We start from the raw sequence: 22490 nt of genomic DNA, 5'->3' as shown, positions 1-22490 counted from the left end.
TTATTTGAACTGACCTGCCAGTTGCTGTTCAGCCAGGGTTACAAGACGTTTAGTGATGTAACCACCGATCGAACCGTTTTCGTAAGAAGTTTTATTGCCTTGGTATCCGTCTGGGGAGAGGGTAATACCTAGTTCTTGGGCAACTTCATATTTCAGTTGTTCCAAGGCACCGCGTGAATTTGGAGCTACCAGGTTGTTGGAGCTGCTGTTTTGGCTCATTGCTGTTCACCTCCTATCGGTTGGTAACAGTATTATGTGCCGGACATGCCAATCTCATAACAACAATTAAACGGTGATTTCTGGAAAAAGTTCGACAGCCCCGCACAGACTGTCTACGGGTCTGCGGGGGCTATCCCATCTAACAAAGAGGAAGTGAAGAAGCTTATGAAATGTCCTTATTGCGATCATACCAACACCAAGGTACTTGACTCCCGGCCGGCCAATGAGAATAAGTCGATCCGCCGCAGGCGTGAATGCGAGCAGTGCAGCCGCAGGTTCACCACCTTCGAGATGATTGAAGAGACCCCGCTGATCGTCATCAAAAAAGGCGGCAGCCGGGAAGAGTTCAGCCGTGACAAAATCCTCCGCGGACTCATCCGCGCCTGCGAGAAGCGCCCTGTGCCGGTGGAGCGTCTGGAGGTGATCGTCTCCGAGGTGGAGAAGAGCCTGCGCGGCATTGCCTTAGCCGAGATCGAGAGCCGCCAGATCGGCGAGCTGGTGATGGAGCAGCTCTATCCGGTAGACGAGGTGGCCTACGTCCGCTTTGCGTCCGTATACCGCCAGTTCAAGGACATCAACATGTTCATGAAGGAGCTGAAGGGGCTCCTCTCCAAGAATACGGATGAGCTGTAACCGGCTCTGCTTGGAGACGGCAGGATTAGTGATATTGAAGGGATTGGCCTGGGGTTATAAGGCCGGTCCCTGGGCCGGGAACTTTTTAGAATAAAAGTGTTGACACCCGTGAAGGATTTCTGTATTATATAGAAGTCGGCTACGAAATATAAGAAACTTCAAGCGACTCGAGTGTAACGCTCGAATGAGATTTTAGAATACATAATGTGATTCTAAATCGGCCTGTGGGGCCATAGCTCAGCTGGGAGAGCGCATCGCTGGCAGCGATGAGGTCAGGGGTTCGATCCCCCTTGGCTCCACCAAATTTCATATGGACTCTTAGCTCAGTTGGTAGAGCAGTTGACTCTTAATCAATTGGTCCAGGGTTCGAGTCCCTGAGAGTCCATCACACAGAAGAACGGCAGAGATGCCGTTCTTTTGCTGTGTTCAGGGGATACGGGTGATTAAGTGAGGAGTACAACAGGGGGCTTCAAGTCCATTCCCGAACCTGATGTCTAGTTTTATCGACAACCTTTGGTCTTAGATGTCTGTAAATGACTGCTACGGACCCCACAGCCCTTATCTTCTCTGTTTAGCGCCATTAAATGGGCTTACGGACCATAATGCGCTTAGTGCCATTCCATCAGCTATAAATGAGCTGAAACCGGGAAATAGCTTCATCTGAGTCCGCAAGCTTGGTGAAATTGTGCTTTTTGCAGAAATAGGCGCACTTTGGTCCGTTACAATATATTGATTAGGTTAAACTCTTAGCTGATACGTCCGATAACGCTGCTGTCCTCCAGCAACATCCAATAACTGTTGTTCGACCAAACGATGTAGAATTCGTCTGGAGTGCCTATCAGTTACCCTTGATGGTTGAGCAACAATCTGAATCTAGTCTTTGTATAATTGCTTCAGGGTCGATACGAACTCAATGGATGCCTGATTGCCGTTCTGAATGGCAGCTGTGGGTAAACCGAAATTCGTGATATGACTGGTCCGACATTTGCCAACTATGCAGTGCCTCATCCAGTACATCAATCATAAGAGAGGAGAGCAACATGACAGCTAACGAACAAGCCCGATTATTTAAAGTTACTCTAAGCGACTGGAGCGGTGCGGTGCGCGGGCGGCCAACCCGGAAGATTGCGATTTCTGCAAAGGCGTCGCTGTACGATCTTGCGGTAGTGACGATTGAATCGTTTGATTTTGATCTGGATCATGCTGCTCTTATTTGATTATGGTGATGAGTGGAGAATAATTGTTCAATACCTGGGGGAGACCGAAGTGAAGCCGGGACAGAAGTTGCCTATAATCACGGAGGGTACAGAAGAGGCGCCTGATCAATATGGTGGCTTATAGCTCACCAGGAGCTCGGGATTTTGGGTAGACGGAAGAACCAATCCGTTGTTACCCTGAATCTCAGGGCTCTTTTTATTTCACTCGCTAATTTACAAACCGATGGTCGGTATATATAATTAAAATCACTTACAACATCTTTTAATGAACTCAGGGGGAGAACGATGAAGAACTCGGACCGCCGGAAGCAGACGGTAGGGCAACTGCTGGAGGCGACCAAGGAATTGCTGCGGGACAAGAGCTGTCATGCCATTACTTTGAAGGACATCATGGAGCAGTCGGGGTTATCGAAAGGGGCGATTTTTCATTATGTGAAGAGCAAGGATGAGATTTTCGCCTGGGTGCTGGAGGAGCGGCTTGATGCTGTGAATGACCGTTTCGAGGAGGAAGTGGCAGGGAGTCTGGACAAGGCCTTCGAGGGGCCGATGCTGGCGATCGCCAGAAGCCTGGCTGGACTGGAGGACAGCCGTGAGGTGACCAACAAGGTCCTTCTGTACCTGCTGGGCAAAGAGAATGAACCGGCGGTAGCGGAGGTGCTTAAGCAGTTCTATGAGCGGTCGGTGTCGGTCTCCAGACAGTGGATTACGACCGGACAGAAATATGGGGTGATAAAAGAAAACGTGAATCCAGACGAGACGGCGGAGCTGTTTGTCCTGCTATCGCTGGGTCTGCGGGTTCGGGCCTCCATGCGTTCCACTTCCGGGTCTTTTTCTGCAAGAGAGGTATCTGAATTCATGGCTGGTATTCTGAAGAATGAAGATGAAGCATTATCAAGTGATAAGAAGGGGGAGAATAAATGATTCCTTTATATGCGCTTGTTGCATCCTTTGTGCTGTTTCGGGGCATGGGTCTCATGGGCTTGGCGTATTGGAATGACTGGCAAATCTCCCTTCAGTGGGCAGTAGCTGTTATGCTGCTTCTGGGGGCTTCGGCTCACTGGGGCAGGCGGCGGGCGGATCTGGTGAGAATGGTGCCGCCGGCTTTTCCGCGAAAAGAGTCGATTGTCACGGTTACCGGACTGCTGGAGATAGCCGGGGCTATAGGTTTGCTGCTGCCGGCCGTCTCCAAGGCGGCTGCCGTATGCCTGATTGTGCTGCTCATCGCCATGCTCCCCGCTAATATGTATGCGGCGCGTAATCAGTTGACCATCGGCGGCAGACCAGTGCCGAAATTAAGCGTCCGCCTCCTGATTCAGCTCGTGTTCATCGCAGCAATCCTGCTAGCCTCTCCGTTGTTCCATATATTCCTATAAACTAATATTCCCCGGGCAATGATGTCCGGGATTTTTTTTCGTTTTTTTTGAAAATCCCCCTGTTTAGGTCCTTGTACAGCGGTTTTTGTCGAGAATTGTTAAGAGTTTGTTTAGAGCGGTCTGCTAAAATGGAGCCCAGATATGAAATTTCTAAGGGGGCAGATGCTACACTGCAGCAGGACTTGCGATATACGGCACAGGATGAACGAACAAGGGGGAACGATACATTGGTTAAGGGTAAGGGATTGAAAAGATATTTCTCATTGTTACTCGCGGTCAGCTTGGTTTGGACCGGAGCCTTTCCGGTATATGCGGGTTCAACAGACAATGGTGAGGCAAGCTGGGTGAATGTTGGTCCGCTGCCGGGCAGCAACAAAGTTAACGGAGTTGCTGTAGGCTCAGATATACTAGTTGCGGTGGGGGAAGCCGGAAGTATTGTTACCGCAAGCAGCCCTACGACATGGACGGCTAGTAATTTTGGGGTTGAGGATTTGAATAGTATTATTCATAAGGGCGCAGGCGGCGAATTCGTTGCAGTCGGTGACAATGGTATAGTTCTGACGTCAACAAATGGCGTATCCTGGACACCCTCCGACGGATCCTTCGGTATGAACTGGAATGGAGTCAGTTACGGCGATGAAACATTAGTTCTAGTCGGCGATTCAGGAATGATTATGATTAAAAATGACAACGATCCTGACTGGAAGATAGTATTCTCAGACGCTGAGGAGAATCTGAACGCTGTGGCTTACGGCAACGGTAAGTTTGTAGCGGTTGGAGACGGCGGTAGAGTAGTAACTTCAGTTGATGGATTGGAATGGAAGAAGGTAACAAGCAAAACAACCAACAACTTGAACGGGGTCGCCTTTGGCGGTGGAATGTTCGTGGCAGTTGGTGCGTCCGGAACAATTATTACCTCTCCGGATAGTTCGAAAGGCGCGGCAAAGGTCCTTGAATCGAAAGTGAACCTGAACGGAATAACTTTCGGAAACAGCGTGTTTATGGCTGCAGGAGACGGCGGGAAAGTATTTTCCACCACCGATCTGGGGCAGACTTGGAAGCCAGAGACTACAAACACGACGGCTAAGCTTAACGGCATCGTTTTCAATCCGGGACAGAATCAATTTATCGCAGCGGGTGATTCCGGAGAGATCATAATGTCTTATGTCATTCCCAACATCCCGCGGGTGCTCAGTCTGACCCCAGGGAATGATGAGACCGATGTAGAAGTAGATATGAATCTGGAGATCATGTTTAATCAGCCGGTGACAGCAGCTAGTGCAGATATTGATTCTGATACTGACACAGACACAGATACAGGAAATAACACTAATATCGACAATAACATTAAAATTTTCAAAGCTGCGGATCTGTCCGCTCCGGTTGAAATCATCCCGGCGGATGATACCAGCAGAGTAACGCTAAATCCGGCTACCAATACGGTAACAATTAATCCGGGCAAGAATCTCAATCCAGGTACAAAATATGCTGTAACAGTCGACGCGGATGCTTTCACTAATGGTGCAAGCGGCAATGCAGCAATCGCTGCGGGGGAGTGGAGCTTCACTACAGTTGCAGGGCCGGGAGATACTACCGCTCCGACTGTAAGTGATTATTCTCCAGAACCAGGGGCGACGGGAGTACCGATTGATGCTCAACTGACACTTACGTTCGATGAGGATGTAACGCCAGACAGCGGCAATATTGTGATTTATGACAGCACAGATGAAGGTAACCTAATGGTATTTCCGGTTAATTCGCCGGAAGTCACGGTTAAGGATAACGTGGTAACCATTGTTCCGTTTAAAGATTTTAATTACAGTACTACGTACTATGTAAACATCGATAACGGAGCTTTCAAAGATCTAGCAGATAACCCCAACTATTATACAGGTATCTCGGATAAGGACACCTGGCGTTTCACAACAGAAGAAGCGCCTGATACTACACCGCCGGTGGCGAGTGATTTTACTCCTAAGAATGGAGCAACGGATGTACCGATCGGCACGAACCTGACTCTTACCTTTAATGAAGATGTTCAGAAGAGTGCAGGCGAAATTAAGATATACAACAGTGAGAGCAGCACGCTTCCGTTCATGGTGATTCCTGCGGATTCTGATGGTGTAACCATTGATGGCAAGACTGTAACGATTAATCCGAAGGCTGACCTGGAATACAGTGCAACCTATTATGTGCAGATTGACAATAGTGCGTTTAAGGATATGTCGGACAATAGCTATGCCGGTATCACGAACAATACAACCTGGCGGTTTACGACTACCAGCGAACCGGATACAACAGCCCCGATCGTAAGCACTTACTCGCCTGCGAATGGAGCAACGAATGTAGCGGTTGACACGAACCTGGAGCTTGCGTTCAGCGAGAATGTACAGGCAGGGGAAGGCAGCATTAAGATCTACAGCGATGCATCCGACCGAGCGGTAGCAATTATTGCTGCCGGTGATGCGGGCATTGTAAACAACAAGGTAACCATTCATCTGGCTCAACCTCTGGAGTATGGTACAAGCTATGTTGTGAGAATTACAGACGATGCTTTCGCGGATCTATCCGGCAACTTCTATTCCGGAATTGCGAACAGTACCACCTGGCACTTCAACACCACAGCTGCTCCGGATACAGCACCACCGTTATTAGATGCTTTTGCGCCATTGAATGGGACGACTGATGTAGCTACTGACGCCAATCTGACCCTTACCTTCAGTGAGAATGTAAAGGCTGGAGCAGGCAATATCGTGATCTACAACAGTGCGAATCATACACCGGCAGTTACGATTCCGTCAGCTTCCGGGAATGTTAGCATTCTGAATAATGTAGTGACCATTAATCCTACAGATGATCTGAAGTATGGAGCCAGTTACTATGTACAGATTGACGCTGGAGCTTTTACAGATGCCGCAGGCAACAGCTTTGCCGGAATCACAGACAGTAATGCCTGGCAGTTCACAACCACCGATGCACCGGACCGGACCTCGCCGACGGTAGTTACTTATTCGCCGGAGCCGTGGGCCACAGAAGTGGAAGTGAACGCGAACCTGGTCCTGACCTTCAGCGAGAATGTGAAGGCGGCGGCCGGCAACATTGAGATTTTCCGCAGTACAGATGTTACGCATCCGGTCTTGACGATTCCTGCCGGTTCGGACATGGTAACGATCCTGAACAATGTCGTAACCATCAATCCGGCAGATCATCTGGAGCATGGAACGAGTTATTTTGTACGGGTTACAGAGGGAGCATTCACCGATAATGCGGGCAACAGCTATGCCGGTATCGCAGGCATTAACGCCTGGCGGTTTGTGACCACCAGTGCGTCGGATACCGCAGCGCCGGTAGTTACAACCTTTATTCCAGCGGACAAGGAGACCTTCGTGCCTGTGTCTGCTGCGCTCTCACTGACTTTTAATGAGAATGTACGGGCTGGAAAAGGCAATATCCAGCTTGTTAATGCAGCGGATAATGAGGTCGTAACGACAATCGAAGCGGTTAATCAGACGCTTGTCACCATTACGAATGCTACCGTAAGCATCAACACAAGCGGCTTGCTGAAGCAGGGCGGCAGCTATTATGTGCTGATTCAGCCGGGAGCATTCACCGATGAATCCGGCAACAGCTATGCAGGGATTACAGATAAAACACTCTGGAGCTTCTCGACAGTTCCGGTGCCGGTCACACCAACGGATCCTCCTACACCAGCACCTGGCGGCGGTGGTTCAGGATCAGGCGGGGGAGCCCCGGCTCCGGTACCAACACCAGCCCCGCAGACGGAGAGCATTAATGCAAACGTTGAGAACGGGGCTAGTCAAGGGTCCATGGTATCCTCCGTTGTCATTACCCGCACCAAGGATGCAAACGGAGTGAAGAGTGACACGCTTACGTTCACATTGGAGCAGGCGATCCGGGCGGTCAATGAGCTGAAGGCAGCCGGGTCCAATATTGCCAGAATCATCGTGCCGGATCAGAAGGATGAGGTTGCCGGAACCCGATTAACAATTCCAGCAGCCTCCGGCAAGCAATTTGCCGATAATCAGATTACACTGGATCTGTTCACCGTGAATGCGGAAGTGAAGGTACCCGGCAGCTCGATGGCCGGATTCGGCACAGATATCTATTTCAATCTGGTTCCACTGAAGACTTCCCAGCAGAGTGCAGAGGCTGAAGCCCTTGCAAAAGCACAGGTGCAGAGTGTATCCCCTGGTGCAACGATCACGCTGGTAAGCCGTCCGGTCACGATTGAGACCAATCTGCAGAGCCGTCCGGTCACGCTGGTATTGCCGCTTAACCACTCTTCGTTAACAGCGGAGCAACTGAAGGCACTGGCGGTCTTCATTGAGCATAGCGACGGAACCAAAGAGCTGGTTAAGGGTGAGATCGTGCCTTATGGCCAGACTGGAAAATCAGGAATTCAATTCAGTATCAGCAAATTCAGTACCTTTACCGTTGTACTTGCCCAAAATCCTGCGGTGCAGGTGAAGGCTTATATGACGGGTTATGCGGACGGTACCTTCAAGCCAGGCAACAGCATCACCCGGGCAGAAGCGGCCAGTATCATTGCCCGCACCTTCAGCCAGTCCGCAGTTACTGCTGGCGTAGCATACTCCGATGTTCTTGCCGGCCACTGGGCGGCAGAGGCCATCGGCCAAGTGACCAGAAGCGGGATGATGAAGGGTTACACGGACGGCAGCTTCAAACCGAACCAGACCATTACCAGAGCCGAAATGGCGACTCTGTTATCCCGTCTGATTACAAGTGCTGAAGGCCAATCGGCCGGCTTCAGCGATATTGCCGGCCACTGGGCACAGGCCGACATCAAGCGGATGGCCCAAGCAGGTATGATCACGGGATATCAGGACGGCACATTCCGTCCGAATCAGACATTAACCCGTGCGGAAGCTGTTACTATCATCAACCGCGCCCTGAGAATCGCTCCGCTGACCAGCGCAGCCCCGAGATGGACAGACGTTCCTGCGGGCTACTGGGCATTTGGCAGCATCCAGGCAGCATCTGTAGACCATACTGCAGAATAAAATCATTACTGCAAAACAGCCCTTCCACCGTCTTCTGACGGGGAAGGGCTGTTTGGTGTTGTAGGCTGCATTGCCACGAAGACACGTGGGCCGGATGTGTGCGAAAAACCGACTACATTGGGCCAGCGGGGAGGTGTGAAGCAGAATGTAATCGAAAAACCGACCACATTGGGCCAGCGTGGGGCGAGTGGGCCGAATGTAATCGAAAAACCGACTACATTGGGCCAGCGTGGGGCGAGTGGGCCGAATGTAATCGAAAAACCGACTACATTGGGCCCAGCGTGGGGCGACTGGGCCCAATGTAATCGAAAAACCGACCACCCACAATAAGCGGCATCGCCCGTCAAGGTGATGCCGCTTATGATTATGGCCGCTGTCTACTTGCTTCCAGCCTCCCACCGCAGATTCCAGTGATAATGCTGGTCCAGCTCCTCATGTCCGCTGAAATACTCTACAAGCCGTTCCACAAGGAAGGTTCCATCCGGCTGGCTATGCAGCAAGGCGATGGCACACATTCCCTTATTGTTGTTGTGCTCGTCCAGTTGAACCTTGATCTCCGGCCCGCCCTGCTGGCGGATGGTTACCACAGCGCCAGCTTGCGACCAGTTCGCCGCTCCCTCATAGATGAGGGCAAAGATCACAATCCGCTTGATCTCGGAGAGATAGCGGCTGTTAATCCGCAGATTCTCGCCCGTGGCAATCGAGCCGGTGCGGTCATCTCCGTCCAGGATGATGTAAGGCGGCCGGTTGAAACTGCCGAAGGATTCACCGAGTGCCTGGACCGCGCCTTTGAGACCATTGCTCAGTTCAAACAGGCAGCCCAGATCGAGATCTATCCCTTGTCTGCCGAACCAGCGGGAGGATTCGGTCTGAACCCAGTTGAGATTGATGATGATCTCGCCCGCAGCTCCCGGTCCGCTCTGAAGCCGGACCGACTCCCCGCGGTTCTTCAGCAGCCGGTCTCCCGGATGTCCCGGAGATCCCTGCGGCGAAGCCGGTGCAGCCGGGGGCAACAGGTCCGCTGGCCTCTGCTTGGGGCGCGGCCGCAATTCCGGAAGCACAAAAGGTGACTTCCGTGGTGGTGCTTCCGGTCTCGCCGCCTCCGGTCTTGCAGACTGAACCAATACCTGGATCTGATCCGCTGGTATTCCATAGCTGCGGCACAGGGCCTCAAGGCCGCCGGCATACCCGGAGCCTATCGCGCTGAATTTCCATTCACTCTGATACCGGTAGAGCTCTCCGGCTACAAGGGCCGTCTCCACTGAATAACCGCCCTCCAGAGGGTATCGGAGCAGCTCCGTTCCCTCAGCTGCATTTATGATACGCAGATAAGCGCCCTCCAAGGCAGAGAAGCTCTGCTGCCGCTTCACGGCTTCATGGATCGTCAGCGCGAACGCAATGCGCTCGTATTCCGCAGGAATTATGTCCAGCCGGACCGCAATCTGTACACGGTCCGCCGGGCCGGTACCAACCCAGTGTTCAGGCGGCAATAACACTACAGACTGATCATCGGCAGCGGGATGCCCATAGAATATGAGACTCTCTGCAGAAGTAACCCTCTGTGTCTCCGTAAGCAGAACAGCAGAGCTATCAATCTCGGCCCCGGCTCCCGCAGACTGCCAGCCCAAGCCGATGATGAGCTGCGAGAGATGGGGGTTGTTTTTGGTTAAGCTGACCTTCTGTCCCTTAATTAGCTTGAATGTCATGTGAACCAGCCTCTCCTCAGATTAATATCTGCCGCGTCTGCCAGGGTCCAGATTCGGACCGTTCAGGCTGGACAGCCGCTCTAGCGCCTGCTCGTAGATTCGCACAATGTCCTGTACGTGCTGGAATTCCGGGTCTGAGGGACCGAGGTTGTCCATGAACATGCGCTGCAGAATTTCTTTGTAGAAGGAGATGCGGCTCCCCACCAGATTGCTTTCATAATCGATGACCTCTTCAATCGAGTGCTGCTGAACGAAGTCCATCAGATCATCTGCAGGATTGCCGCCGCGTGACTCGCGTTCATTGCGTGCAGCCACCGGTGTGTTCACATTTTCGAGATTGACAGTTGAGCGTATATCGGTGAACAGGATGCCTTCTTTTGCCAGCATGACCTGGAAAGGCTTGTGCTTGAACAGCTCCTGCGCGACCAGCGTACACATCGCAGGATTCCGCAGCAGCATCCCGTCGAATGGATGAAGCACCCACCCTTCGTCATCCCGGTACAGGCTGAACGTGAAGTACTCGCCGCCGTACTCATATTTCAGGTTAATCGAACTCTCTGAGGTAAGCTCATATTGAAATGCATCCATTCCGGGTTACGCCTCCTGTGTCTACTATGAATTTCTATTAGCATAGCAGAAAATGGCGGATTTTGGAGCAGAAATTATGTTATAGGAGGCAGCATCAACGCCGCGTATAGCCCTTCTCCCGTAGGGCTCTCCAGAATCAGCTTACCCTTGTGGGCTTCGGCGATCCGGGCGACCATCGGGAGGCCAAGTCCGTGGCCCTGCCGGACGGGGCGGGTCCGCTTGCCGGAGTAGGGCAGCAGCATCAGCTCCGGCAAAAGCTCTGCCGGAACCCCGGTCCCGTCATCGGATACGGACAGGCAACATTCCGGCTCCTCCGGGCTGCGGGAGACTGTTACCGTAATCCGGCAGCCGTCCGGATTATGCCGGATGCTGTTCTGGACCAGATTGCTTACCGCACGGTACAGCAGCTTCTCATCACCCATCACTTGCAGGCGCTCATCCACTATGCTCAGGTCCAGTGAATAATGCTCCTCCAGTCCGTTATTAATGATGTCGGATACCACAGTCCGGGCCAGAGTGGACAAGCGGACCGGCTTAAGCTGCAGGGGCTGCATGTCATATTCCAGCATCGACACAAGATTCAAGTCGCTGACCAGCGACCGCAGCTGCTCCCCTTGGCGGCGGATGATAGCTGCCTGCTGCCGTTGCTCCCCGGTCAGGTTATCTTGTTCCTCCAGGTTGCTCGCGTAGCCAAGGATCATCGACAATGGTGTACGGATATCATGCGAGATTCCGGCAATCCAGTTGGAGCGCGCTTCATCCCTTGATTTCAACTGTGTGCTCCGGGTCTGGAGTGTTGCCGAAGCGGAATTGATGCTCTCCGACAAATCGCTGAAGATACCTTCCGTCTCCAGCCGGACGGGCTTGTCCTTGGCCAGGGCATGGATGCTGTTAATCAGGGGGCGGATGCTGCGGATCAGCCGGGTACCGATGAAAATGGAGAGTGCGACGGCAAGTACGGCATTACATAACAAGAGAAGCAGTACCCGTTCAGGAAGGGAGCGAACCCAATCGGTCAGGTATTCCAGCTGATATTTCTCATATGAATATTTGGGATACCCGACAACAAGCAGCCCATCAGGATGCTCCCAGGTGTACACGGGATACTCCATTAAGTAGTATCGTGAGAATTTCGCCACCTCTATAATATTGAAGGAACCGGGTATCTCCGGCGGCAGCTGTTCACTCCACTGTACCTTACCGCCCGCATCCAGCAGCATGGACCAAGCCCGGTTCTGCTCAAGCAGCGCTGCCCCTCCGGCACTGAGGCTATAACCGCCTTCTGACATCTTCAGCTCAGCGGAGATTTCCCGCACGACCTTCCCGGGAGCAGTGTCCTGATGGGTCTCCTTGAAGATCAGCGAACCAAGCAGAATGAGATTGAACAGGAGCAGAAGGGCAGAGACCAGCAGGGTGGACCCCACGAACCTGCGTAATATACGCACTGTGCTGTCCATCAGTTCGCCTCCTGGACCATTAGCTTATAGCCCAGCCCCCGGACCGTCAGCAGCTGCACCGGCTTCGAGGGCTCAGCTTCAATCTTTTCGCGGATCCGCCGCATATGTACCATTAGAGTGTTCTCATACCCGTAGCTGTCATCTCCCCAAACCGCCTGGCAGATGGCATCGCTGGTCACAATCCGTCCGCGGTTCTCATACAGCTTGATCAGAATGGCGTGCTCTTTGGCAGTCAGCGGCAGCTCCTGGCCTTCTCTTATTACAACTGCGCTCTCCAGATCTACCATTTGTTCACCTGCTCTGAAGACCGGCAGCCGCTCGGGAACGGAGGAAGCGTATACCCGCTTCAGGACAGCCGTCAGCCGCAGCATTAACTCCCTAGGCAGAAAAGGCTTGACGATATAATCATCTGCCCCGAGCCCCAGCCCGAGCAGCCGGTCCTCGTCCTCGCCGCGCGCCGACAAGAAGATCACTGGCAGATCGGAGAAAGTCCGTATAGCGGACAGGAGCGAGAAGCCGTCCTGATCCGGCAGCATCACATCCAGAATGGCAATGTCCGGCTTCTCCTGCCGGCACAAGGCGAGGGCACTGCTGTAATCTCCAGCCGTATAGATGCGGTAGAAGCCCTCTTTGCGCAGAAACAGCTCAATCATTTCACAGATTTTTGGTTCGTCCTCAACAATTAGTATTTTCCGGTCCTTCATCGTATTCATAGTCATCACCCAAGAAGTAGTATACACGATCATATGGTGAAGATTGAAAGGCAAAGGCTGATTTAAGGTAGGCGTAAGGTTATCTTCAGCCTGGAGCAAGGAAGGTCCACTATGCTGGGAAGCAAGAGGCCAACTTGGCAGAAATGGAGCTGAACGAAGCAATGAGCACTTATCCTATCATTGAGACGAAACAATTGACCAAAACCTACGGGGGGACGCCCCGGGTGGATCATGTAGATCTGAAGGTACAGCAAGGCGAAATCTTCGGCTTCCTCGGCCCGAATGGTGCCGGTAAGACGACGACGCTGAAGATGCTGCTGGGACTGGTCCAGCCTACGAAAGGTTCGGTTAACGTATTCGGGAAGGAGCTGCAGAAGCACCGGATGGCGATTCTGAACCAGACCGGCTCGCTGATTGAGTCGCCTTCCTATTACGGTCATCTGACCGGGCTTGAGAATCTGCGGGTCATGCAGCGGCTGCGCAGCCTGCCGGCCAAGAATATCGATAAGGTGCTGCAGATCGTCCGGCTCGAGCATCACCGGCACAAGACTGCCCGTGAATATTCCCTTGGGATGAAGCAGCGCCTGGGTATCGCGATGGCCTTGCTGGCTTTTCCGAGCCTGCTGATTCTTGATGAGCCGACGAACGGCCTGGACCCGGCCGGCATCGGAGAGATCCGGGAGCTGATCAAGTCGCTGCCCGCGCAGTATGACATGACGGTTCTGGTGTCCAGCCACCTGCTGTCCGAGATTGAGCAGACTGCTACCTCGGTTGGCATTATCAGTGAGGGCAAGCTGCTGTTCCAGGGAACGATGGCAGCACTTCAGGCGCAGAATCAGGCGGCAGTGCATTTCCGGACCGATCAACCCGATAAAGCGGTCCAAGTATTGTCAGCATACGGATACCGGCCGCGGATAGATGGGCAGCAGCTGGTATTCAAGGGCATGCCGGACGCCGAGGTGTGCCGGATCAACGGGATTCTGGTGTCCCGCCAGATCGGGGTCAGCCGGATTCAGGAGCGTAAGAAGAGCCTTGAGGACATCTTCCTGGAGCTGACGGGAAAGGAGCGGAGCCTGTGATGAGAGCGCTGTTGCTGGAATACTACAAGCTCCGGCGGAGAAGGGTGTGGGCGATGCTGACGCTCTTCCTGGCCGCAGAGCTGGGCTGGGCATCGGTGTCCATGAGCATCTCCATCTCGCGGAGCGCGTCGAATGCCTCGTGGGAAGCGCTCATCTTCAGCCTTTCGTCGATGAACGGACTGTTCCTGCCGATTCTGGCTGCCATTGTGATCTCCCGGATCTGCGATATGGAGCATAAGGGCGATACCTGGAAAATGCTGATGACCACCACAGCCGGACGCCGCTCGGTCTACGCTGCCAAATATACATGTGCGGCAAGCCTGATTCTATATGGAATATTAGCCCAGGCGGTGTTTATCATCGGCTTCGGAATGCTTCATAAGCTGGAGGCTCCGCTTCCGTCAGGCCTGCTGCTGCAATTCACGGCAGGCACACTGGTGGCCAGCCTGCTGATTGCCGCCCTCCAGCAATGGGTATCGCTGGCGGTGAAGAACCAGTCATTTGCCTTATGCCTCGGGATGCTCGGCGGGTTCCTTGGAACAACTGCCAGCCTGTTCCCGGCCGCCGTCCGGAAGGCAGTCGTCTGGTCCTATTACCTGGACCTCAGTCCGGTAACGTATCACTATCAGGCTTCTGCCGGGTCTTATATTACCGGGACAATACCTGCTCTACAGTGTATTGCAGCTCTAATCATCACACTGCTGCTGTATGTGTGCGGAAATGCCCACATCTCAAGACAAGCGATATAAGGAGGGGATCTTATGCTGAGAAGTGTTGCGGCTGAATGGCCCAAGCTGCGCCGTTCCCGGATGGGGCTGGTGCTGGTGAGTCTGCCTGTAGTCAGCCTGATCATCGGGTGTGCGAACTTTTATATGAACCGGGGAGCCCTGGAGGGCGGCTGGTACAGCCTGTGGACGCAGGTCAGCTTATTTTACGGGGAGTTCTTTCTGCCGATTCTGATTGCGATCTGCTGTGCCTTTGTGTGCAGGCTGGAGCATACGAACAGGAACTGGAATCTGATCCTGGCGGCACCTGTCTCGATAACCAGTCTCTTTATTGCCAAGCTGGTGATTGTAGGCGTTCTGATCGCAGGAGCGCAGGCACTGTTTCTGTTCATGTATTGGGCAGCCGGACAGCTGCTGTCCATGACGGGTCCTTTTCCGCTGGACATTGTCATGTGGACCTTCCGCGGCTGGGTTGCTTCGCTGAGCATTGCCGCCCTGCAGCTCGGGTTGTCCATCCGCATCCGCAGCTTTGCCACACCGATCGGCATCAGCCTCTGTGCGGTGTTTGTCGGGCTGGGTCTGTATGTGCTGAAGCTGGGTCTGCTGTTTCCGTACTCACTCTTGACGGTTGGAATGGGGGTGCTCACCCAGCGCGGTCTGACTCCGGCGGAGAACCTGCTGTTCTTCTCCATGAGCGGAGTGTATCTGGTAATCCTGTCAGCCTGGTCTGTCCGCCGGATGAGAGCCAGTGCTGCGGCTTAAGTCCTGCCCTATATACGGAAAAGATGAAGCGGAGGCCAGAGGCCTCCGCTGATTTATTTGCTCATATCGAAATCCGGCATGCCTATGGTAGAGAACCACTGGCGAATCTGCTCCTGATCCTTGGAGAAGGTGAGTCCCAGCTGAAGCAGGAGTCTGGCCTTCTGCGGAAGCAGATCGCCTGCGCCTATGATTCCTTTGGCGCCGGTGTCATACACAGCTCCCGAGCCTGCGCGTGTGGCGCTGACGAACAGGACACCCTTGTCAATTGCCTCTTTGCGGGCAGCCTGCTGTGCGGTTGAGATCCCGCCGGCCCCGTGGCCCGCAGTAACTATGCCTTGAACTCCATCATTGGCCAAGGCCGTGATCGGTGTAGCGGAGGCTTCCGTATAGCTGTATACAATGTCAACCTTGGCGAGATCGTCCGGCTGAATCGTGCTGAGATCGAAAGGAGTCTTCCACTTCTCTGTGCCTGCATCCTTGACGCGGGCCGGGGCACGGACGGCACGAATGCGGTTCTCATCCACCGTACCGAGGGCGCCGTAACGGCCTCCGCCAAAGGTATCCAGACGCAGTGCATCCGTCTTGGTGACTTCTCTGGCGGCGAAAAATTCATCATTCATCATCAACACTGTACCATAGTAAGTGGTTTTCTGACTTGCAGCCAGCCGGATAGCATTCAGCAGGTTGGCTTCCCCGTCGAAGGAGATCGTATTGGATTGACGCATCGAGCCGGTGAAGACCACGGGCTTCGGGCTGCGGACAGTGAGGTCGGTCCAGTAAGCCAGCTCTTCCATAATATTAGTTCCGGTAGTCACGACTACAGCGTTCACGGCCGGCTTCGCCAGTTCCTTATCGATGGCGATAGTGAGGTTATATAAGTCCTTGGAGGAGGTCTGCGCAGAACTGATATTGCTTAGCTCGGTGCTGGTCACATTGGCGATTTTGGACAGCTCCGGCTGTAATCTTTGGATAATATCATTGATGGGGACCTTGGGAGTGCCGTAAGTCTGAAATAACTCTCTGGAGGGTGAAGTGGAGGTGATCGTTCCGCCGACACCGACGACTACGACGTTGGGAATGATTTTCCCGGGTACGGCGGGTTCGGCAGCCTGGGTGATGGACGGGAACGACAACAGGGTGAAGAGGGCAAGCAGCGCGGTAAAGCTCTTTAGAGTCCTTTTGTGAATGAATTTCATAAATGACCTCCTTATATATTAAAATTAATGTGATTATATATGACATAAATCATAATTGTCAAAATGATATATTTACTTATATGTAAAATAAATCTATATTTATGCAGGATTAATGTATAAAAACTTAAAAAAATTTATTTGTGTTAGTTTATATAACAAAAAAGCCGCTTTCAAGCTTATCCTGTGCTTACCGGCTAACACCGGATGGGATAGGCATGACAAGCGGCTTACAATTTTATAACCTGATTCGGTGAGTCCCGGAATTACTCCGGATGTCCGTTACTCAGCCAGCTATCTACGAACAGATCCCCGGCATAATTCTCCCGGCCAGAGATTGCTGCCAGCTTCTGCTCTGCTTCTTCACGGGTGGAGAAGCCGCCGATAACAGCGGCGAAATTACCGGAGGTTGTTCTCAGGAAGGTGACATCATCATCCAAATAGATCTCTTCCAGGATAGCCAGTGATTCCCCCTGCGGCATTCCTTCGCTGCGTACATAGTAGATTTCCTTAGGTGGAGCGGCCTTGCCCTCTGCAGTCAGCTTCAGCTCAAGCGTCCCCGGGTTGCTGTATTCGGTCAGGGTATGCCGGGTGCCTTCCTTCAGTTCAACCACGAACCGCATAGCAGAATCGTCAAGGATGATATTTCTGTAGACATCGCTAACCAGTGGAGAAGCCAGCAGATCCTGCTCCAGCGCACCGTAATCAAAGCGGCGGACGCCGTTAAAAGTAAAGATCAGGCGCTTAGGCCCCTCCCGCTGGTCTACTGTATAAGAAGGCGCACTTGCGGCTGCCTCACCTTCCTGACCAAATACGATGCGTATCGTATTCTCAGAGGTCACTGTGCTTACGGCAGCACCGTCGGTGCGCTCGCCTCCTGTTCCGAACTGCAGCACCTTCACAAGGTTTCCGACTACCGGAACCTGGGACAGGGCGCTTGCTACACCCGGGATATTCAGAACCAGCAGACAAGCTATGAGGGCTGCAGCCGACGAACCGAACCATCTCCACCGTGATGTCCTTCTGCTGCGGGCGGCAGCCTGAGCCTGTGCAGCCTCCAGAACCTCTCCAAGCTGTGCGGGAATTTCGATCTGTGCATAGCGGTCTTTTCCTGTCATATTCCCTCGACCTCCCCATCCTTTAAATAAGCCTTCAGCTTGCCGATGATCCGGTAGAACCGGGTCTTGACGGTGTTCTCCGGCAGCTCCAGAATGTCCGCTATGTCCTTGAAGCGCAGATCCTCAAAAAATTTCAGGATAATATACGCCTTCTCTTCCGGCAGCAATCTGTCCAGAGCCTGGTACAGATCCAGCTTCTCCTCCAATGGAACAGCATGCTCATCCCCGGCATAGCTCTCTGAGTGATCCTCCATGTAAGTAACCCGTTTCTTTCGGTTAAGATGGTCAATAGCGGTGTTGATGACAATCCGGGTCATCCAGGTCTCGAAATACTGCGGTTCCTTCATCCGTCCGAAGGCAAGATATCCTTTATAGGTAGCCTCAGAGACGATTTCGAGCGCTTCATGCTCGTTTTTTACATAACAGTAGGCCTTGCGGAACAGGTTGTTCCGGCAGTCTTGAAGCTGCTCCGCAAACGGATGTGGTACAGGCGGCTGGGCTTTCAGTTCGTTCACTCCTTTATGTGCTTTTGAAGCAGTTGATTGAACATTAGACCGTGTAGCGGCATAAATAGTTTCAGTATCCGGCAAAAAGTTAGAAAACAATCCCCGCTCCACTTAAATGTTAGTTAATATGACGTAAATAGTTATTTTAGTTGCGCATTTTAGATGATTTTGTCGAATAATAGGATTTTAATGAAATTTCAAGCTGATAAAATAGACCTATATTCAGATAAGGGGTGAATGAAAATGAAAAAGTGGTTAAAGGTGTCACTTATTATGACAATGATGGTGGCTGTGCTCTCGGCGTGCGGAGGAAATAAAGCGAATGAAGGCGCGGCGGGCGGCAGCTCGGACAAGCTGGTCGTCTACACCCCGAATAGTGAAGCGATGATTAATGCACTTATTCCGGCCTTTGAGAAGCAGACAGGCGTTACCGTAGAGCTGGTATCGGCGGGCAGCGGTGAGCTGATCAAGCGGATTCAGTCAGAGAAAACCAACCCGTATGCAGACGTTATGTTTGGCGGAGCTTTCGCCCTATTCAATGATAATGCAGATCTGTTCGAGGAATATGTATCTTCTAATGATAAGGACCTGTTGCCGGGTCACACGAATACGACAGGGATCATGACCTCTTATGTCTCTGACGGCAGTGTGCTGCTGGTGAATACGAATCTGGCAGGCGACATTCCGATTAAGGGCTATGCGGATCTGCTTAATCCGGCGCTGAAGGGCAAGATTGCTATGGCAGACCCGGCGAACTCAAGCTCGGCGTTTGCCCAATTGACGAATATGCTTAGAGCGATGGGCGGCGATTATACCTCAGAGGCAGGCTGGGATTATGTAGCTAAGCTGCTGGAGAATCTGGATGGCAAAATTGCCGGCGGCTCCAGTAAAGCACACAAGAGCGTCGCAGACGGCGAATATGTGGTGGCGTTGACATACGAAGATCCGGCCGTCAGCTATGTCAGAGACGGTGCCCCGGTCAAGGTCGTGTATCCCGAAGAGGGCACGGTATTTCTGGATGCGGTAGCAGGAGTAGTCAAAGGCTCTCCGAATCAGGAGAACGCCAAGAAGTTCATTGACTTCCTCATCTCCAAGGAAGGGCAGGATGCACTGGGACAAGAGACTACGAACCGTCCGCTGCGTTCAGATGCCGTCATTGGAGACTTCATGACACCGATGGATCAGATCAAGGTTATCGACGAGGACGTGGCTTATGTGGCCGAGAATAAGGCAGCGATTGTGGAACGCTATAACGAGTTGTTTACGAGCATTGCGAAATAACCCAGACTACAGAACAGCTAAATAGAGAGAGGCGGGTGTGCAACATGAGCGTCGCAATATCCTTCAAGAAGATTGTCAAAAAATATGGCGGCACCACCGTAATCCCCGAGCTGTCCCTGAACATCCAAAAGGGTGAGTTCTTCACCCTCTTGGGTCCTTCAGGCTGCGGGAAGACGACACTGCTGCGGATGGTGGCCGGCTTCAACAGTATTGAAGGCGGGGATCTCGGCTTCAACGATAAAGTTATGAACAACGTCCCTCCGGGCAAACGGAACATCGGAATGGTCTTTCAGAATTACGCCATTTTCCCTCATCTGAATGTATCGGATAATGTGGCCTTCGGGCTGGAGAACCGTAAAGTGGGCAAGGAAGAGCGGCAGCGCAGAGTCGCTGAGATTCTGGATACCGTGCAGATTGAAGTCTACAAGGACAGAATGCCCAAAAACCTGTCAGGCGGACAGCAGCAGCGCGTAGCTCTGGCCCGCGCCATCGTCATAAATCCCGACGTGTTGCTGATGGACGAGCCGCTGTCCAATCTGGACGCGCAGCTCCGCGTGGATATGCGCAATGCCATTAAGCGTATCCAGCGCGAGGTGGGAATTACAACAGTCTACGTTACCCATGATCAGGAAGAGGCGATGGCGGTATCTGACCGGATCGCCGTAATGAAGTCCGGGATTATCCAGCAGGTGGGAACACCGCGCGATATCTATCAGCGCCCGGCCAATCTGTTCGTCGCCACCTTCATCGGGCGGACCAATGTGATTGCGGCGAAGCTGGAGAGCGGAGCCGGCGGCAGCGCGGTTCTTCGTGTGGGCGGCAGCTATTCACTGGAAGTCCCGGGGCTTCAGGAGGAATTAACATCCGCTGCAACGGCAGAGGTGAAAATCTCTGTCCGCCCGGAGGAATTCGTGCTGGCAGAAGACGGGGCAGGTCTCCCGGGAACTGTAGTGAACAATGTGTTCCTGGGGCTGAACACCCACCTGGTGGTGGCCCTTGAGAACGGGCAGGAGGTGGAGGTCATTCAGCAGTCGGCTTCCACTCAGGCGGTTGAGATTGGACAGCAGGTAACGCTGGCCATTCTCCCGGAAACGGTCAATGTCTACGATCAATCCGGCGAACGCAATCTGAACCGGGGGATTCGGCGATGAGCGGCCGGATGAAGCGCTGGGATATCTGGTCGCTGATTACCTTCGTTATTTTTGCCGGATATCTGGTATTCCTGGCTCTGCCCTTGTTCATGCTATTGATCAAAAGCTTCTTCGACAGCAACACCGGAGACTTCTCACTCGCCTACTTCCATAAATTCTTCAGCAAGGCTTATTACATGAACGCAGTGTGGAACAGCATCAAGGTCACAGTAAGTGTTACTCTGCTGTCCATCCTGGTTGCCGGTCCGCTCGCCTACATTATGACCATTGCCAGAATCAAAGGCAGCGCTGCGGTGCGGATTCTGATTCTGATCTCCTCCATGTCCGCTCCGTTCATCGGGGCGTATGCCTGGATTCTGCTGCTCGGACGCAGCGGGGTGATCACTACCTTCATGTCCCGGGTATTCGGGTTCACGATGCCTGACATTTACGGCTTCTCCGGCATTCTGCTGGTGCTGACGCTTCAGCTGTCCCCGTTGATCTTCATGTATGTATCAGGGGCGCTGAAGAATGTGGACAACTCCCTGATGGAAGCGGCGGAGAGCATGAACTGCACGGGTCTGCGCAAAATGTGGAAAATCCTCGTGCCCCTGATTACGCCGACCCTGCTCGCCGGAGGGCTGCTGGTGTTCATGCGGGCGTTCGCAGATTTCGGTACTCCGATGCTGATTGGGGAAGGATACCGGACGGTTCCTGTCCTGATTTTCAACGAATTCATCAGCGAGGTCGGAGGAGATGACGGCTTTGCCGCGGCGATCAGTGTGATTGTTGTGTTGTTCGCGGTCGCTGTCTTTCTGCTCCAGAAGTATGTGGCGAACCGGAAGTCGTACAGCATGAGCGCGCTGAATCCGATTGAACCGAAGAAGCTGAAGGGAGTGGCCAATCTGGCGGCCCACGCCTACGTGTATCTGTTCACTTTACTGGCGATGATGCCGCAAGTCTATGTGGCGTATACCTCCTTCCTGAAGACCTCCGGCAAAATATTCGTTGACGGCTATTCCCTGGACAGCTACCGGGCAGCCTTCTCCAAAGTGGGAGATTCCATCTATAATACCTTCATGATGGCCAGCATCACGATTATCATTATTACGCTGGCTGCGGTCCTGATCGCCTATGTTACGGTGAAGCGCAAAGGTGCAGCGGCCAATGTCCTTGATACCTTCACGATGCTGCCTTATATCGTCCCAGGCTCAATTCTGGGGATTGCCCTGCTGGTCACCTTCAATAAAGAACCGCTGGTGCTGAGCGGCACTGCTGTGATTCTGATTGTTGCTTTTGTCATCCGGCGGCTGCCTTACACGATCCGCTCCAGTGCGGCGGTGCTCCATCAGGTGAATGACAGCATAGAGGAGGCGGCGATCAGTCTTGGAGCCTCTACCCTGCGGACGTTCTTCAAGATTACCGTGCCGATGATGATCTCCGGGGTATTCGCCGGGGCGATCATCAGCTGGATCAGCATTATTACGGAGCTTAGCACCTCGATTATTCTGTATACAGGGAAAACCCGGACAATGACCGTAGCGGTCTACACTGAGGTGGTGCGCGGCAATTATGGTGTGGCTGCTGCCTTATCTACACTTCTGACGGCGATCACTGTGTTATCTCTGCTGCTGTTCTTCAAGCTCTCCGGCAAAAAAGAAGTAACCATGTAGCTGTAGTCCGGGCCCGCGCCAGCGGGTGCCGGGCTTTGCTGCATAGGTATCGGGAATGCGGTTGTCTGGGGTATG

General features: G+C 52.9%; 19 protein-coding genes and 2 tRNA genes. 13 read left to right on the top strand and 8 right to left on the bottom strand.

Annotated features, from left to right (window positions below; all coding sequences use genetic code 11):
- Nucleotides 1–219 (bottom strand): alpha/beta-type small acid-soluble spore protein, encoded by a 219-nt coding sequence (locus K1558_RS25380; protein WP_238654745.1) that lies wholly within the window; start codon nt 217–219, stop codon nt 1–3.
- A 165-nt stretch (nt 220–384) separates the two neighbouring features.
- Between K1558_RS25380 and nrdR the strand changes: the two genes are divergently transcribed.
- The 7 genes from nrdR to K1558_RS25340 all read left to right on the top strand — a co-directional run bounded on the left by nrdR (nt 385) and on the right by K1558_RS25340 (nt 8484).
- The gene (nrdR, locus tag K1558_RS25375) at nt 385–852 is read left to right on the top strand and encodes a transcriptional regulator NrdR (protein WP_238654744.1); all 468 of its coding nucleotides are present in this window, start codon (nt 385–387) and stop codon (nt 850–852) included.
- 226 nt (nt 853–1078) lie between these two features.
- A tRNA-Ala gene (locus tag K1558_RS25370) sits at nt 1079–1154 on the top strand.
- Nucleotides 1155–1164: 10 nt separating this feature from the next.
- Nucleotides 1165–1237 (top strand) — tRNA-Lys (locus K1558_RS25365).
- A gap of 655 nt (nt 1238–1892) precedes the next feature.
- Entirely contained in the window at nt 1893–2069 is a 177-nt protein-coding gene (locus tag K1558_RS25355) for a hypothetical protein (protein WP_238654743.1), read from the top strand.
- Between the two features lie 285 nt (nt 2070–2354).
- The gene (locus K1558_RS25350; RefSeq protein ID WP_238654742.1) at nt 2355–2990 is read left to right on the top strand and encodes a TetR/AcrR family transcriptional regulator; all 636 of its coding nucleotides are present in this window, start codon (nt 2355–2357) and stop codon (nt 2988–2990) included.
- Complete coding sequence (locus K1558_RS25345; protein ID WP_238654741.1) at nt 2987–3442, top strand: DoxX family protein; 456 nt, start codon at nt 2987–2989, stop codon at nt 3440–3442. Before K1558_RS25350 ends, K1558_RS25345 begins: the two co-directional genes overlap by 4 nt.
- 227 nt (nt 3443–3669) lie before the next feature.
- Nucleotides 3670–8484, top strand: a complete 4815-nt coding sequence (locus K1558_RS25340; protein WP_238654740.1) for an Ig-like domain-containing protein — start codon at nt 3670–3672, stop codon at nt 8482–8484.
- A 377-nt stretch (nt 8485–8861) separates the two neighbouring features.
- Here the strand turns inward: K1558_RS25340 and K1558_RS25335 are convergent, their stop codons facing one another.
- The 4 genes from K1558_RS25335 to K1558_RS25320 form a co-directional block, all read right to left on the bottom strand.
- Entirely contained in the window at nt 8862–10190 is a 1329-nt protein-coding gene (locus tag K1558_RS25335; RefSeq protein WP_238654739.1) for a TerD family protein, read from the bottom strand.
- 21 nt (nt 10191–10211) lie between these two features.
- Nucleotides 10212–10778: a hypothetical protein gene (locus tag K1558_RS25330; RefSeq protein ID WP_238654738.1), complete on the bottom strand. Its 567-nt coding sequence runs from the start codon at nt 10776–10778 to the stop codon at nt 10212–10214.
- 74 nt (nt 10779–10852) lie between these two features.
- Nucleotides 10853–12235: a sensor histidine kinase gene (locus tag K1558_RS25325; RefSeq protein WP_238654737.1), complete on the bottom strand. Its 1383-nt coding sequence runs from the start codon at nt 12233–12235 to the stop codon at nt 10853–10855.
- Nucleotides 12235–12948, bottom strand: coding sequence for a response regulator transcription factor (locus tag K1558_RS25320; protein ID WP_238654736.1), 714 nt, complete (start codon nt 12946–12948; stop codon nt 12235–12237). Before K1558_RS25320 ends, K1558_RS25325 begins: the two co-directional genes overlap by 1 nt.
- A gap of 161 nt (nt 12949–13109) precedes the next feature.
- Here K1558_RS25320 and K1558_RS25315 point away from each other — a divergent pair, with 161 nt between their 5' ends.
- Genes K1558_RS25315 through K1558_RS25305 form a run of 3 tightly spaced genes read left to right on the top strand, consistent with a single transcriptional unit; the run spans nt 13110 to nt 15514 of the window.
- Nucleotides 13110–14027, top strand: a complete 918-nt coding sequence (locus K1558_RS25315; protein ID WP_238654802.1) for an ABC transporter ATP-binding protein — start codon at nt 13110–13112, stop codon at nt 14025–14027.
- Nucleotides 14027–14776 carry an ABC transporter permease gene (locus K1558_RS25310; protein WP_274528864.1) on the top strand — a complete coding sequence of 250 codons (750 nt, stop codon included), beginning with the start codon at nt 14027–14029 and terminating at the stop codon, nt 14774–14776. The genes K1558_RS25315 and K1558_RS25310 overlap by 1 nt, the downstream gene beginning before the upstream one ends.
- A 12-nt stretch (nt 14777–14788) precedes the next feature.
- Nucleotides 14789–15514: an ABC transporter permease gene (locus K1558_RS25305; RefSeq protein WP_238654734.1), complete on the top strand. Its 726-nt coding sequence runs from the start codon at nt 14789–14791 to the stop codon at nt 15512–15514.
- A 53-nt stretch (nt 15515–15567) separates the two neighbouring features.
- On the opposite strand, the gene K1558_RS25300 is transcribed toward K1558_RS25305, so the two are convergent.
- From K1558_RS25300 to K1558_RS25290, 3 genes are all read right to left on the bottom strand, one after another.
- On the bottom strand, nt 15568–16710 hold the full coding sequence (locus tag K1558_RS25300; protein WP_238654733.1) for an asparaginase: 1143 nt from the start codon (nt 16708–16710) through the stop codon (nt 15568–15570).
- 263 nt (nt 16711–16973) lie between these two features.
- Nucleotides 16974–17825 (bottom strand): hypothetical protein, encoded by an 852-nt coding sequence (locus K1558_RS25295; protein ID WP_238654732.1) that lies wholly within the window; start codon nt 17823–17825, stop codon nt 16974–16976.
- Nucleotides 17822–18340, bottom strand: a complete 519-nt coding sequence (locus K1558_RS25290; RefSeq protein ID WP_238654731.1) for a sigma-70 family RNA polymerase sigma factor — start codon at nt 18338–18340, stop codon at nt 17822–17824. The genes K1558_RS25295 and K1558_RS25290 overlap by 4 nt, the downstream gene beginning before the upstream one ends.
- A gap of 234 nt (nt 18341–18574) precedes the next feature.
- Here K1558_RS25290 and K1558_RS25285 point away from each other — a divergent pair, with 234 nt between their 5' ends.
- From K1558_RS25285 to K1558_RS25275, 3 genes are read left to right on the top strand one after another with little or no spacing between them, the layout of a single operon-like run.
- Nucleotides 18575–19612, top strand: a complete 1038-nt coding sequence (locus tag K1558_RS25285; protein WP_238654730.1) for an ABC transporter substrate-binding protein — start codon at nt 18575–18577, stop codon at nt 19610–19612.
- A gap of 44 nt (nt 19613–19656) precedes the next feature.
- Nucleotides 19657–20763: an ABC transporter ATP-binding protein gene (locus K1558_RS25280; RefSeq protein ID WP_238654729.1), complete on the top strand. Its 1107-nt coding sequence runs from the start codon at nt 19657–19659 to the stop codon at nt 20761–20763.
- Nucleotides 20760–22415, top strand: coding sequence for an ABC transporter permease (locus tag K1558_RS25275; protein ID WP_238654728.1), 1656 nt, complete (start codon nt 20760–20762; stop codon nt 22413–22415). Before K1558_RS25280 ends, K1558_RS25275 begins: the two co-directional genes overlap by 4 nt.
- Nucleotides 22416–22490 lie beyond the last annotated feature (75 nt).

The sequence above is a fragment of the Paenibacillus piscarius genome, from assembly GCF_022234545.1.
In the GTDB taxonomy this organism is placed as follows: domain Bacteria; phylum Bacillota; class Bacilli; order Paenibacillales; family Paenibacillaceae; genus Paenibacillus_AQ; species Paenibacillus_AQ piscarius.
This window is presented reverse-complemented; position numbering and strand designations above follow the sequence as displayed.

Coding starts and splice junctions, on each gene's coding strand:
- K1558_RS25350 (WP_238654742.1), top strand. CDS start 2,355: ATGAAGAACTCGGACCGCCGGAAGCAGACGGTAGGGCAACTGCTGGAG.
- K1558_RS25345 (WP_238654741.1), top strand. CDS start 2,987: ATGATTCCTTTATATGCGCTTGTTGCATCCTTTGTGCTGTTTCGGGGC.
- K1558_RS25300 (WP_238654733.1), bottom strand. CDS start 16,710: ATGAAATTCATTCACAAAAGGACTCTAAAGAGCTTTACCGCGCTGCTT.
- K1558_RS25330 (WP_238654738.1), bottom strand. CDS start 10,778: ATGGATGCATTTCAATATGAGCTTACCTCAGAGAGTTCGATTAACCTG.
- K1558_RS25355 (WP_238654743.1), top strand. CDS start 1,893: ATGACAGCTAACGAACAAGCCCGATTATTTAAAGTTACTCTAAGCGAC.
- K1558_RS25275 (WP_238654728.1), top strand. CDS start 20,760: ATGAGCGGCCGGATGAAGCGCTGGGATATCTGGTCGCTGATTACCTTC.
- K1558_RS25310 (WP_274528864.1), top strand. CDS start 14,027: ATGAGAGCGCTGTTGCTGGAATACTACAAGCTCCGGCGGAGAAGGGTG.
- K1558_RS25335 (WP_238654739.1), bottom strand. CDS start 10,190: ATGACATTCAAGCTAATTAAGGGACAGAAGGTCAGCTTAACCAAAAAC.
- K1558_RS25280 (WP_238654729.1), top strand. CDS start 19,657: ATGAGCGTCGCAATATCCTTCAAGAAGATTGTCAAAAAATATGGCGGC.
- K1558_RS25315 (WP_238654802.1), top strand. CDS start 13,110: ATGAGCACTTATCCTATCATTGAGACGAAACAATTGACCAAAACCTAC.
- K1558_RS25295 (WP_238654732.1), bottom strand. CDS start 17,825: ATGACAGGAAAAGACCGCTATGCACAGATCGAAATTCCCGCACAGCTT.
- K1558_RS25325 (WP_238654737.1), bottom strand. CDS start 12,235: ATGGACAGCACAGTGCGTATATTACGCAGGTTCGTGGGGTCCACCCTG.
- K1558_RS25285 (WP_238654730.1), top strand. CDS start 18,575: ATGAAAAAGTGGTTAAAGGTGTCACTTATTATGACAATGATGGTGGCT.
- nrdR (WP_238654744.1), top strand. CDS start 385: ATGAAATGTCCTTATTGCGATCATACCAACACCAAGGTACTTGACTCC.
- K1558_RS25320 (WP_238654736.1), bottom strand. CDS start 12,948: ATGAATACGATGAAGGACCGGAAAATACTAATTGTTGAGGACGAACCA.
- K1558_RS25305 (WP_238654734.1), top strand. CDS start 14,789: ATGCTGAGAAGTGTTGCGGCTGAATGGCCCAAGCTGCGCCGTTCCCGG.
- K1558_RS25380 (WP_238654745.1), bottom strand. CDS start 219: ATGAGCCAAAACAGCAGCTCCAACAACCTGGTAGCTCCAAATTCACGC.